The 12,835-nt window shown below is 53.4% G+C and carries 12 protein-coding genes; 5 read left to right on the top strand and 7 right to left on the bottom strand.

From position 1 onward, the window contains the following. Positions 1–2: 2 nt before the first annotated feature. The 6 genes from RHM61_RS07075 to RHM61_RS07050 all read right to left on the bottom strand — a co-directional run bounded on the left by RHM61_RS07075 (position 3) and on the right by RHM61_RS07050 (position 6,842). Complete coding sequence (locus RHM61_RS07075) at positions 3–1,073, bottom strand: septal ring lytic transglycosylase RlpA family protein (protein WP_322250425.1); 1,071 nt, start codon at positions 1,071–1,073, stop codon at positions 3–5. Next, entirely contained in the window at positions 1,070–2,185 is a 1,116-nt protein-coding gene (rodA, locus tag RHM61_RS07070) for a rod shape-determining protein RodA (RefSeq protein ID WP_322250424.1), read from the bottom strand. The genes RHM61_RS07075 and rodA overlap by 4 nt, the downstream gene beginning before the upstream one ends. Continuing rightward, positions 2,185–4,125 carry a penicillin-binding protein 2 gene (gene mrdA / locus RHM61_RS07065; protein ID WP_322250423.1) on the bottom strand — a complete coding sequence of 647 codons (1,941 nt, stop codon included), beginning with the start codon at positions 4,123–4,125 and terminating at the stop codon, positions 2,185–2,187. The genes rodA and mrdA overlap by 1 nt, the downstream gene beginning before the upstream one ends. Before the next feature lie 46 nt (positions 4,126–4,171). Further along, positions 4,172–4,690 carry a rod shape-determining protein MreD gene (mreD, locus tag RHM61_RS07060; protein WP_322250422.1) on the bottom strand — a complete coding sequence of 173 codons (519 nt, stop codon included), beginning with the start codon at positions 4,688–4,690 and terminating at the stop codon, positions 4,172–4,174. After that, positions 4,687–5,694 (bottom strand): rod shape-determining protein MreC, encoded by a 1,008-nt coding sequence (mreC, locus tag RHM61_RS07055; RefSeq protein WP_322250421.1) that lies wholly within the window; start codon positions 5,692–5,694, stop codon positions 4,687–4,689. Before mreC ends, mreD begins: the two co-directional genes overlap by 4 nt. Before the next feature lie 104 nt (positions 5,695–5,798). Continuing rightward, a complete protein-coding gene (locus tag RHM61_RS07050; RefSeq protein WP_322250420.1) occupies positions 5,799–6,842 on the bottom strand; it encodes a rod shape-determining protein in 1,044 nt (347 codons plus the stop codon). A gap of 349 nt (positions 6,843–7,191) precedes the next feature. Here RHM61_RS07050 and gatC point away from each other — a divergent pair, with 349 nt between their 5' ends. The 5 genes from gatC to pyrE all read left to right on the top strand — a co-directional run bounded on the left by gatC (position 7,192) and on the right by pyrE (position 11,684). Further along, positions 7,192–7,494 carry an Asp-tRNA(Asn)/Glu-tRNA(Gln) amidotransferase subunit GatC gene (gene gatC, locus RHM61_RS07045; protein ID WP_322250419.1) on the top strand — a complete coding sequence of 101 codons (303 nt, stop codon included), beginning with the start codon at positions 7,192–7,194 and terminating at the stop codon, positions 7,492–7,494. Positions 7,495–7,516: 22 nt separating this feature from the next. Then, on the top strand, positions 7,517–8,971 hold the full coding sequence (gene gatA, locus RHM61_RS07040) for an Asp-tRNA(Asn)/Glu-tRNA(Gln) amidotransferase subunit GatA (RefSeq protein ID WP_322250418.1): 1,455 nt from the start codon (positions 7,517–7,519) through the stop codon (positions 8,969–8,971). Then, a complete protein-coding gene (locus RHM61_RS07035; RefSeq protein ID WP_322250417.1) occupies positions 8,968–9,441 on the top strand; it encodes a hypothetical protein in 474 nt (157 codons plus the stop codon). Before gatA ends, RHM61_RS07035 begins: the two co-directional genes overlap by 4 nt. Positions 9,442–9,513: 72 nt before the next feature. Then, positions 9,514–10,974: an Asp-tRNA(Asn)/Glu-tRNA(Gln) amidotransferase subunit GatB gene (gene gatB / locus RHM61_RS07030; protein ID WP_322250416.1), complete on the top strand. Its 1,461-nt coding sequence runs from the start codon at positions 9,514–9,516 to the stop codon at positions 10,972–10,974. Positions 10,975–11,015: 41 nt separating this feature from the next. Next, entirely contained in the window at positions 11,016–11,684 is a 669-nt protein-coding gene (gene pyrE, locus RHM61_RS07025; RefSeq protein WP_322250415.1) for an orotate phosphoribosyltransferase, read from the top strand. 212 nt (positions 11,685–11,896) lie between these two features. Here pyrE and RHM61_RS07020 read toward each other — a convergent pair whose 3' ends face one another. Continuing rightward, positions 11,897–12,769 carry a glycosyltransferase gene (locus tag RHM61_RS07020; protein ID WP_322250414.1) on the bottom strand — a complete coding sequence of 291 codons (873 nt, stop codon included), beginning with the start codon at positions 12,767–12,769 and terminating at the stop codon, positions 11,897–11,899. Positions 12,770–12,835: the final 66 nt, after the last annotated feature.

Raw genomic sequence — 12,835 nt, 5'->3', positions numbered from 1 at the left:
AATCAGCGCTGCACCACCAAGGGCTGAGCAAGCCCGAGCTTGCCGGCCTGAGCCAAAGCAGATTGGGCATCGGCGCGGCTGTTGAATGGTCCACTGACCAAGCGATACAAGCTGCCCTGCGCAATGATGTCAAAATCTGGCAAGCGGCTTTCGGCGCGCGTCTTCAGATGCGCCATGATGGCTTCGGCATTGGCGCGGATGGCGTAGGCACCGAATTGCAGATAGTAGGCGCCGCTGGCCACACGTGGTACCGCTGCCGCCAGTTTTTCCACCGGCTTGGCCTGGTCGGCCGCCAGTAAATCTTCAAAACTCATCAGATTATCAGGCTGCGCTGTCGCTTCCGGTACGGCCGCGGCCAGCGGCGTAATCACGGGGGCAGCCGGTGCCAAAGCGAGCAAGGGCAGCGCCGGCGGCGCTTGATTTTTGCGGTTTTCCGCCATCCGGTCTATATCGCTCGGCAACAAACGCTCGACTTCAATCTGGCTGCTGCCCTTGGCCAGCAAACCCAGCTTGAGCGCGCCGGTGTACGACAAATCGATGATGCGATTCGAATGAAACGGCCCACGATCATTGATACGCACGATGATCTGCTTGCCATTGGCTAAATTGGTCACGCGCGCATAAGAAGGAATCGGCAAGGTCGGATGAGCCGCCGTGATCTTATACATATCGTAGGGTTCACCGGAGGAGGTTTTTTGGCCATGAAATTTTTTGCCATACCAACTGCCTATGCCGCGTTGCAGGAATGGCGTTTGCGGATCGGTGAGCGGGGTATAGGTTTTACCAAACACCATGTAAGGGCGGTTCGAGCCGCGCGATAAATTTTCGACCACTGGAATCGGATCGACCGTCATTTCCAAGCCCTCGGGCGGGTTATCACCGGGACCATCGTCTTTATAATAGCCACCCTTGCCGCTGCCGGCTTTCGGCAGTGCCGCTGCGGCCGAGCTGGCCGAGCGCGCGCGCGTCGCCTCGGCTGGCGCGGTGACGCGTGGCGGTGCACTGCTACAAGCTACCAACACAGCGGCGACCAGCGCCACACTCAGCCACAGACAGACTTGCGTTTTTTTCATGTTTGTACCAACTTCCGATGACGTTGCACACTCATTAAGATTCCCGCTCCCATTCCCAAGGTTACCAGCGCCGTGCCACCATAGCTTAAAAATGGCAAGGGCACGCCGACCACCGGCAGAATGCCGCTGACCATGCCCATATTAACAAAGGCATAAGTGAAAAAAATCATCGTCACCGATCCGGCCATCAGACGCGCGAATAAGGTGGGTGCATTGGCGGCGATCATCAAACAGCGGATGATGAGTAAAAAATACAAACTGACTAACAAAAGATTACCAAGAAAACCGAATTCTTCGGAAAACACGGCAAAAATGAAATCGGTGGTGCGTTCTGGGATGAATTCCAGATGCGCCTGCGTTCCTTTGAGCCAACCCTTGCCGTGCAAACCACCGGAACCCACAGCGATGGTTGATTGAATGATGTGAAAACCTTTGCCGAGCGGATCGCGGGTTGGGTCGAGCATGGTCAGCACACGGTCGCGCTGGTAGTCATGTAATAAATATGGCCACACCACGGTTGGCGTGATCACCAGTACAAAGGCAAAAATCGCCAACAACAGTTTCCACGACAAACCGGCCAAAAAAATCACCGTGAAACCGGCGGCCACCACCAACAAGGCGGTACCGAGATCGGGCTGCTTGGCGATCAAGCCGGTAGGAATCAACAAAATCAGGGTAGCGATGAGAAAATCTTTCATGCGCAAGGTCCCTTCGCGTTTTTGAAAATACCACGCCAACATCAAGGGTGTGGCGATTTTCATGATCTCTGAAGGCTGCACTACCATGCCGACATTGATCCAGCGTCGCGCGCCCTTTTTCACCATGCCGAATGCGGCGACGGCAATCAACAAGGCGATCCCGAAGGTATAGATAGGAATGGCGAAGCGCATCAGGGTTTGCGGCGGAATATTCGCGACGATCCACATGATGATGAAAGAGACGACGATATTACGCAGTTGATCTTCGATACGACCGGGGAAATCGATGCCGGCCGAATACAAGGTGATGATGCCGAGTGACAGAATTAAAAAGATCAGTATCGCCAGCGGCGCATCAAACACCATGATGTGAGAGCGTAGCCAGCGCCAATTAAAGCCAGAATTTTGCATCATTAATCCCTGTTTCCCAACGGCTCGACGACATCGCCAGGCGCTGCCGGCGCATCAGTTTTAGGCATTTGCTTATCTTTGGCGCTTGGACGCTTGCCAAGCAAATAGTAATCGAGCGCTTTGCGCGCAATCGGTGCCGCCGCCGCCGCGCCGAAACCGGCATTTTCTACTATCAGCGCCAGCGCAATACGCGGCTTGTCGACCGGAGCAAAGGCGATATAGAGCGCATTGTCGCGCTGCCGCTCGGCAGTACGCTTGGCATCGTATTTCTCACCCTTTTTGATACCGACCACCTGCGCCGTGCCGGTTTTACCACCCGACAAATAGCCGGCATCACGGAATACCGCATAGCCGGTACCACCGGCTTCACTGGTCACGCCAACCATGGCACGCTTGATGAGGTCGATGTTTTCCTGTTTCAGAGCGATGCGGTAACTCTCTTTCGGCACCGTCAGTAACTTCTGATGGCTTTGCGGATCTTCCGTCATTTTCACCAAATGCGGCTTCATGACGACGCCGTTATTCGCCAGCGTCGCCACCGCATGCGCCATTTGCAAGGGCGTAAAGGCGTTATAACCTTGACCGATGCCGAGCGAAATAGTTTCACCGGCATACCATTTCTGTTGCGCCGGCTTTTTATAGGCGCTGCGCTTCCATGCCATTGAAGGCAGCAAGCCCTGCTTTTCGTGTTCAAGATCGATGCCGGTTTTTTGCCCGAAACCGAACGGCTTCATGAAATCGTGAATCGCATCGACGCCGAGATCATTGGCCAGCAAATAATAATAGGTATCGCAGGAAGCGACGATGGAGCGATACATATCGACCATGCCGTGACCACCGGGCTTATCATCATTAAAACGATGACCGCCAAACATGAAAAACCCTTGGTCGGCAATCGATTGTGAAGGCGTGCGCTTACCCAATTCCAAGGCCGCCAGTGCCATATACGGTTTATAGGTCGAGCCCGGTGGGTAGATCCCTGACAAGGGCCGGTTCAGCAAGGGGCGGTCTTCCGAAGTATTGAGCTCGGTCCAACTCTGTTGATCGATGCCTTCGACAAATAGATTCGGGTCATACGTCGGTTTGGAGACGAAGGCCAGCACATCGCCGGTCGCCGGTTCGATCGCCACCAGCGCACCGCGACGATCACCAAAGGCTTCCTCCACCAGCTTTTGCAATTCGATATCGACCGAGAGGATCAGATTTTTTCCTGAGGTCGAAGGAGATCTGGCCAAGGTCCGAACCGCGCGCCCGCCGGCCGAAACTTCGACCTGTTCGAAGCCTGTATTACCATGCAAAATTTTCTCGTAACTTTTTTCCAAACCCTCTTTGCCTATGTAATCGGTACCGTTGTAATTGGCACCGTCTTCCATGTCATCGATGATTTCGGCATCCTTGGGGCTGATGCGACCGATATACCCGATCACATGCGAAGCGCTGTCGCCCTGCGGATACTGGCGAAACAAGCGCGCTTGAATATCGACGCCGGGAAAGCGAAAGCGCTGCGCCGTGAAGCGCGCCACTTCTTCATCAGTGAGGCGAGTACGAATCGGCAGACTCTCGAAATTTTTCGAGTCTTCCACCAACTTGCGAAAACGTTTGCGATGCTTCGCCTGAATATCAACCAATTGCGCCAGATCGTCGATCAAAAAATCCATGTCCTGATGAATTTTCGAAGGCGTGATTTCGAGCGTGTAAGCGGAATAATTTTGCGCCAGAATCACGCCATTGCGATCCATAATCAAACCGCGATTAGGTACCACCGGTACGATATCGATGCGGTTTTCATCCGCCAACAAGACGTAGTCATCATGTTTGACGATCTGCAGCCAGACAAAACGCGAAATCAAGGCAGAAAAACAGAACAAGACAAAAATGCCGATAAATATCAGCCGCATGCGGAAAAAATACAGTTCCCGTTCCGTGTTTTTCAATTCATTCATGATCGATAGCTTTACTTACTGCACAAGCGGCGCCAGCGCCGTTCGGTCAAATCGGACGGGTGTCGTCCTTGTTTATTGCACGTCGTTGCGGTGCCAGCAAAATCAGCGTGGCAAGCGGCCACAAAGCAGTGGTCACAACGCTCTCGGAAAAATACATCCAGCCGGGAAAATGGGCGTCGGGCGCGACGATGAGGCGCACGACAATCTGCAAACCTTGCACGAATAAAAACAAGGGAAACACATGCAGCGACTGCGTCAGCGGATGGAACCACAGCACTCGGCGATGAATGGTGATGGCGAAATACGTCAGCAAGGTATAGGCCAGCGCATTTTCACCGAGATGGATGGCATCGTGCACATCCATCAGCAAGCCCATCGCAAAGGCGATGCCTATGCCAACCCGGCGCGGTTGATGTATGCTCCAAAATACCAGCACCAAGGCGACGAAATCGGGAATCGCGATCCAGCCGCCCCAAGGCAGAAAATTGAGAAAAAATGCCATCGCCAAGCTGAAGATAATAAACAGCGGGTTGACCGGCAAAAGAATATAGTGCGGCTGCGTCATTTGGCCGGCTCCTTGGTATCGAGTGCTTCGGCCGCTTCTTTCGCCGTCTCGGCCAGCGAAGGTTGGTCGACCGGCTTGACATCGCTGCTGGCCGGCGCGGCATCGCGCGTTACTTTACGGTTGAGTTTTTCTTTCTTGGCGCGCACATCCTCGGTATCAGGGCGCGGCAGATTTTCCATCGACACCTGCAAGATCAACAATTGCTTGTTGCGATCAATGCCAGCGGTTGGCACACAGAGTATATTTTCAAACGTGGTCACCGCCTTGTTTTCGACTTGCACCACCTTGGCCACGGCCAAGCCGGCCGGGTAAATACCATCGATGCCCGAGGTGACCAACTGATCGCCGTTCTGTACATCGGCATTCGAAGTCAGGCGCATGTCGAGATATGGCGATTGGCCGCGGCCATAGGCCACGCTACGCAAACCATTGCGCAGAATTTGCACCGGAATCGCCTGATTCTTATCGGTCAGCAAGGTCACTTCTGCAGTGAAGGGAAAGATACGCGTGATCTGGCCGACCACCCCGAGATCATCGATCACCGGCTGACCGAGCGCAATACCATCCTTGATACCACGGTCGACAATTACCTTACGGGTCGAGGGATCGCGGGCGTCGTAAATGATTTCCGCCAGCACGCTCTTGACCGTCAAGCGCTCACGCGCGTCTAATAATTTACGTAAATGGCTGTTTTCCGCTTGCAACTGCGCGGTTTGCTGCAGCACATCGGCATTGAGGGTTTGCTGATGCTTGATGCGGATATTTTCTTTTTCCACCTCAGCGACGGTGACAAAGTAATGCGAAAGGTTTTTCACCGCCGTGCTCGGCACCACCGCCGCCATTTGCAAAGGATAGAGCGCGGTGCCAATCACTTGGCGTGCCAACATCAAGGATTTCAGACGGGAATCGACCACCAGCAAAAAAATCGCCAGTATCGTGAAGAAGATCGCGCGGGCCCGGGCTGAGGCGCCTTGCTTGAACAGTGGTGGCGGGCTGTATTCCATACTATATTTATGCTCAGAAACCGGTTTACACCAACGGTAAGGCCAGCGTGCATCCAACAGCAAAGAGCCGGCGGGTGGCCGGCTCTGCATGAATTAAACGACGCTTACTCGTAAGAAAAAATCGAACCGAGCTTATCCATCCGCTCCAAGGCCATACCCGAACCGCGCACCACACAAGTGAGCGGGTCTTCGGCCACGATAACTGGCAAGCCGGTTTCTTCCATCAGCAAGCGATCAAGGTCGCGTAACAAAGCGCCGCCACCGGTGAGCATCATGCCTTTTTCGGCGATATCGGCACCGAGTTCCGGCGGTGTTTGTTCGAGTGCGTTTTTAACGGCCGAGACGATGTTATTGAGCGGATCAGTCAGGGCTTCGAGAATTTCATTACTCGAAATAGTGAACGAGCGCGGAATACCTTCCGACAAATTGCGCCCCTTGACTTCCATCTCCTTGACTTCTGAACCAGGAAAAGCCGAACCGATGGCTTTTTTAATCGCTTCGGCAGTTTGTTCACCAATCAACATGCCGTAATTGCGACGGATGTAATTAACGATGGCTTCATCGAATTTATCGCCACCAACCCGGACCGAGCCTTTATACACCATGCCGCCGAGTGAAATGATGCCGACCTCGGTGGTACCGCCGCCGATATCGACCACCATCGAGCCGGTCGCTTCGGAAACCGGCAAGCCGGCACCGATGGCCGCGGCCATCGGTTCTTCGATCAAAAACACTTGTGAGGCACCGGCACCGAGTGCCGATTCACGGATCGCGCGACGTTCCACTTGGGTCGAACCACAAGGCACGCAAATAATAATGCGCGGCGAAGGTTTGAAGAATTTCGTGTCATGCACCATGCGGATAAATTGCTTGAGCATTTGTTCGGTGACGGTAAAGTCAGCGATGACGCCATCTTTCATAGGACGGATGGCTTCGATATTGCCCGGCACTTTACCCAGCATTTGCTTGGCTTCGCGACCAACTGCCTGGATGGTTTTTTTGCCATTTGGTCCGCCTTCTTGGCGGATAGCAACAACTGAAGGTTCATCGAGTACGATACCCTGACCGCGCACATAAATGAGGGTATTAGCGGTGCCAAGATCGATCGCCAGATCATTAGAGAAATAACTGCGTAAGAAACCAAACATGTATTGTCCTGTATTTAATTCTGTATTGAACTCAGATGGGTGTACAGCCTCTTGAAATCGAGCTGAAACACAAAATTTCTCACCCTTACACTGCAAGCAGCGGTAGGTACCGTGAATAAACAGGCACCAACTTGAAGGGATTTAACGTGCCTAACGTGCCTTTTAGGGCATTAACCCGTCATTCTACCTTATAATCTTCTCAAATTTACTTGATACCAACACCTAAAAATACGGCAGCGGATTTTGTAAATATCAGCCAAGAGACCATGACGGCCCGCGCGCTAGGCCGCTTGGATTTCCGGTCGCGCCCTTTTTGACACTCTCACGCGTTTACGACGCCCCAGAAACCATGTCACTGACACTGAACGATGTTACAAGAATTGCCAATTTGGCAAAAATAAACGTTTCACAAGAGCAAGCTGAATCAACGCTCGCCAAATTAAATGATATTTTTTCATTAGCCGAACAATTACAAGCGATCGACACCACGGGCGTCGCACCGCTCAGTCATCCGATTGCCGCTTTGCTGCCGGAATTGGCGCTGCGCTTGCGCGCCGATGTCGTTACTGAAAGCAATCATCGCGAAGAATACCAATTGCCGGCACCGGCCGTTCAAGACGGTTTGTATTTGGTGCCTCAAGTCATAGAATAAGTTCCATTGGAAAATCACAGCCATGCATAGCAAAACTCTGGCCGAACTGTCGGCCCTATTACACAGCAAACAAATCAGCGCGACCGACTTGGCCCGCCATTACCTCACGCGCATTGCCGGTAGCGAACTCAATGCCTTTCTTCATGTTGACGCCGAAGAAACGCTGAAACAAGCCGCGCTGGCCGATGCCCGTCTGGCCGATGGTACGGCCACGGCCTTGACTGGGATTCCGATCGCGCACAAAGATATCTTTGTCACGCGCCACTGGCGTTCGACCGCCGGCTCGCACATGCTGGAAAATTATGTCAGCCCCTTCGATGCCACGGTAGTAGAAAAACTCGCCGCCGCCGGCATGGTCACGCTGGGCAAGCTCAATTGCGATGAATTTGCGATGGGCTCGTCGAATGAAAACTCTTACTTCGGCGCCGTCAAAAATCCTTGGGATACTACCGCCGTACCGGGCGGTTCATCGGGCGGTTCGGCGGCGGCCGTCGCCGCACGCCTGACCCCGGCCTCGACCGGCACCGACACCGGTGGCTCAATCCGCCAACCAGCGGCGTTTTGCGGCGTCACCGGCATCAAGCCAACCTATGGCAGCGTGTCACGCTATGGGATGATCGCCTTCGCCTCTTCGCTCGATCAAGGCGGTCCGATCGCGCGCAATGCCGAGGACTGCGGCATGCTGCTCAATGCCATCGTCGGCTTCGATGAAAAAGATTCGACCTCAATAGAACGCGCCGCGGAAGATTTCAACCGCGACCTCAACAAGTCAGTACAAGGCTTGCGCATCGGCGTGCCGCGCGAATTTTTCAGCGCCGGCCTGGCCGCCGATGTCGAACAAGCAGTACGCGCCGCGCTGGCCGAGTATGTCAAGCTAGGTGCCATCTTGGTCGACATTTCGCTGCCCAAAACCGAGCTCTCGATTCCAGTCTATTATGTCATCGCTCCGGCAGAAGCCTCGTCGAATCTGAGCCGCTTCGATGGCGTGCGCTACGGTCATCGTGCCGCCAACTACAGCGACCTCAATGACATGTACCGCAAATCGCGTACCGAAGGTTTCGGTGACGAAGTCAAACGGCGTATTTTGGTCGGTGCCTATGTACTCTCACACGGTTATTACGACGCTTACTACTTGCAAGCGCAAAAGATTCGTCGCTTGATCGCGCAAGACTTTGCCGCCGCCTTTGAACAATGCGATGTCATCATGGGGCCGGTGGCACCGAGTGTGGCGTGGGATCTCGGCGCGCAATCGGATGATCCGCTGGCCAATTACCTGGCCGATATTTTCACCCTCTCGACCAGCCTGGCCGGTTTGCCCGGCATGTCGATACCCTGCGGTTTCGGACAAGGTGAAAAAAATGCCCGTCGTCCGGTTGGCCTGCAATTGATTGGTAATTATTTTGCCGAAGCACGCTTGCTCAATGTCGCCCACCAATACCAGCAAGTCACCGACTGGCATCTGCGCAGCCCACAATGAGAGCCGCCGCCCTGATCATGCTGGCGCTGTGCGCCCTGCCACTGCCAGCGCAAACGCTGGATGTGCGCCTGCAGTGCAGCCAAACCTTGCTGGAAAATGGCGATGGTGAACGTTTGATTCTGGCCGATCAGGGCCGTTTTGTACTCGATGGCACGCAGATCAAAGAATTGAACTGGGAATCATCGCAATTGCGGCGCGATCACGGGCATGAATGCAGCATCGATCTCGATGACGAACCGCAAGCCGAAGTCACCGAAACTGGCTGGCGCATCAGCTTGCGCGATGCCGTCACGGCGCGTGCCAAGCGCGGCTATGATTATGATCGCGGCTACCGTTGCAGCATACGCTTGGAGCGTGACGGTGCACTGCTACACATCAAGCCCAGTTGTCCGGCCTTGTGTGGCGCGCGCAAAAATTTCACGGCACTGACAGTCAAGCTCGACGACGGCACCTGCCGCTACGACGAATAAAACAATTGAAACGAATTTTGAGTGCTGCCCAGCTGGCATGCAGCAAACAACAATGACCAAGAAGGAATGATTATGCAATGGGAAGTCGTTATCGGTTTTGAAACGCATGTGCAGCTCAAAACCCAGTCCAAAATCTTCAGCGGTTCGCCGATCGGCTTCGGTGCCGCCCCCAATACCCAGGCCAGTCCGGTCGACTTGGCCTTGCCCGGCGTGTTACCGGTGATGAACAAAGGCGCGGTCGAAAAAGCCATCCAATTTGGTTTGGCCGTCGGTGCCACCATCGCCCCGGAATCGATTTTCGCGCGCAAAAACTATTTCTATCCGGATCTGCCTAAGGGCTACCAGATCAGCCAGTTTGAAATTCCAGTGGTGCAAGGCGGTTTCGTTTCCTGCGCCTTTGAAAAAGATGGCAAGGCCGAAGTACGCGTGATCGAACTGACGCGCGCCCATCTGGAAGAAGATGCCGGCAAATCGCTGCATGAAGATTATCAAGGCATGACCGGCATCGATCTCAACCGCGCCGGTACGCCGCTGTTGGAAATCGTGACCGAACCGGTGATGCGCAGCGCCGTCGAAGCGGTAGCCTACGCCAAGGCCCTGCATGCACTGGTGATGTGGCTCGATATTTGCGATGGCAATATGCAGGAAGGCTCGTTCCGTTGCGATGCCAATGTCTCGGTGCGTCCGTTCGGTCAAACAGAATACGGTACCCGTTGCGAAATCAAGAATCTCAACTCCTTCCGCTTCCTCGAAGAAGCGATCAACATCGAAATCCACCGCCAGATCGAATTGATCGAGGATGGCGGCCGCGTGGTGCAAGAAACCCGTCTTTACGATCCCGATCGCAAAGAAACCCGTTCCATGCGCAGCAAAGAAGATTCGCAAGATTACCGCTACTTCCCCGACCCGGATCTGCCGCCGCTCAAAGTCAGCGCTGAATGGATAGAACAAGTTCGCAGCAGCATGCCGGAATTGCCCGATGCCATGCGCGCGCGCTTCATCGCCCAATTCGGCTTGAGCGCTTACGATGCCGCCCTGATGACCCAATCCAAGGGCATGGCAAGCTATTTTGAAGCGCTCGTCGGCGCCGCCGGTGTGAGCCTGGCCAAAGCGGCCGCCAACTTGATGATGGGCGATGTCGCCTCCACCCTCAAACGCGAAAACACCGAGATCGGTGCCATTCCGCTTAGCCCGGCGCAACTGGCGCTGCTGCTGCAGCGTGTCGCCGACGGCACCATCTCCAACAAAATCGCCAAAGAAGTATTGGCCGCCATGTGGGAAGCGCCGAACAGCGCGTTGCAACTGGCCGATCAAATCATCGACGCCAAGGGCTTGAAACAAATTTCCGACGTCGGCGCACTGGAAAAAATCATCGATGAGGTATTGGCAGCCAATCCGCAATCGGTCGAAGAATATCGCGCCGGTAAAGAAAAAGCCTTCAATTCGCTGGTTGGACAAGCGATGAAAGCGACCAAGGGCAAGGGCAATCCAGCCCAGGTCAATGATTTGCTCAAGCAAAAATTGAGCGCGTAAGTCGCGCACTACCCCTTATTATTTCATACAGCGAGCCTATCGTGAGCAATTTAAGACAAGAATTCATACAATTTTCGGTCGCCGCCGGCGTGATACGCTTCGGTGATTTCGTCACCAAAGCGGGCCGCAATTCGCCGTATTTTTTCAATGCCGGCCTGTTCAGCGACGGTGCCAATCTCGGCCGCTTGGCCGCGTTCTATGCCGACACCCTGATCAATTCCGGCGTCGAATTCGACATGCTGTTCGGCCCCGCCTACAAAGGCATCACGCTGGCCTCGGCCACCGCGGTGGCATTGGCCGCCCGCGGCCGCAATGTCGGTTTCGCCTACAACCGTAAAGAAGCCAAAGACCACGGCGAAGGCGGCAGCATCGTCGGCGCTGAACTCAAAGGGAAAGTCGTTATCATCGACGACGTCATTTCAGCCGGCACCTCGGTACGCGAATCGGTGGAATTGATCCGCGCCGCCGGTGCCACACCGTGTGCGGTGCTGATCGCCCTCGACCGCATGGAACGCTCGGGCAAGGAACCGAATTTATCGGTCAATTCGGCGGTGCAAGAAGTCAGTCAGGCGTATCAGATGCCGGTGGTGTCGATTGGTAATTTGAATGATTTGTTTGAGTATTTGTCACGCACCGATGGCGATGCACAACTTCAGCAAAACCAGCTCGCGGTGGCGGCTTACCGTGAGCGCTATGGTGCCAGTTATTAATACTTGTCATTCCCGCGAGCGCCCAATTCGTCATTGCCGCGCGCTTTTGACGGCAACCCAGTGGCGTTCGCAGATAACTGAAAATGCCCGAAATGATGGCGTTTTCAGTGGTAAAAACCGCGCTAGGTTGACGCCAAAGGCAAGGAAGAACGACGCACAACTTAAGGCCTGCGCCTACCGAGCAATCACCGAAACCAGTTGAATTCGCGGCTTTATTTATTTCCAATAACGTTAATCACATCGCGAATACTCATTTTATTTTCTTTACTTGCAATGCCAAGCTGCCGAAGGACGGCCGCACTAACGTCCGTGATACACCGTCGAACTTCAATTTGCGCAGCCACCGCCGCATATTCACTCACCCGGTCTTGGCTCAATCCGACGCTGTGCGCGACCGTATTGCTGCCATCTGACTTGAAATAATAGTCCCCGATTACGGTTCCCAAAGCGGAAAAATCCGATGCGTAAGTAGCGCAAATTCTGAGCAGCAGATCATAGTCTTCTTCCCACGTTAGCGATGTATTGAATCTCAAGATATCAGCAGAGACCACAGAACGGTCAATTAAGTAAGAATGAATCGGACAAAAATTTGCTCGAAACAAGTCACTCAAAGAACTGCCGCTGAATGGTGCCGCCGCTTCTTTTACGGCACAGAGAAACTGAGAAAAAATATCCACACTTAATAATCTGACTGTCGCAAACGCAATACCCGCGTGAGTACTTCTTAAGTTCTGCACTAAGATAGAGTAGGCTTCCGGATAGAGCACATCATCATAATCGAGAAACGCGACGTACTGACCTCTCGCAGCGTCTAAACCCAAATTTAACAATTCAGTCCTCGCATCAGCAGAAGACGAATTTGTTAAATTTTCAATTTGAATAGTAGGGCAATTTGGGAACTTCATCAACGAAGCCAGATTAGCCCTCAGCAAACACAACTCTTCATCAGTAAATCTCTGAACAACGATAATAATATTAAGAGATTTATAAAATTGACCGACTAAAGAAAAAATACATCGGTTTAATTCGAGTAAACGACTGCTATCGTGAAACCTGACGATGCAATCAATTTGGTTTTTTACCATAAATTGTATTTGAAAAATTTGACTTAGAATTGACTGCCCACAAATTGCAAGCTTGCGTATTTCAGC

Origin of the sequence: Undibacterium sp. CCC3.4 (assembly GCF_034347425.1) — a bacterium.
In the GTDB taxonomy this organism is placed as follows: domain Bacteria; phylum Pseudomonadota; class Gammaproteobacteria; order Burkholderiales; family Burkholderiaceae_D; genus Undibacterium.
This window is presented reverse-complemented; position numbering and strand designations above follow the sequence as displayed.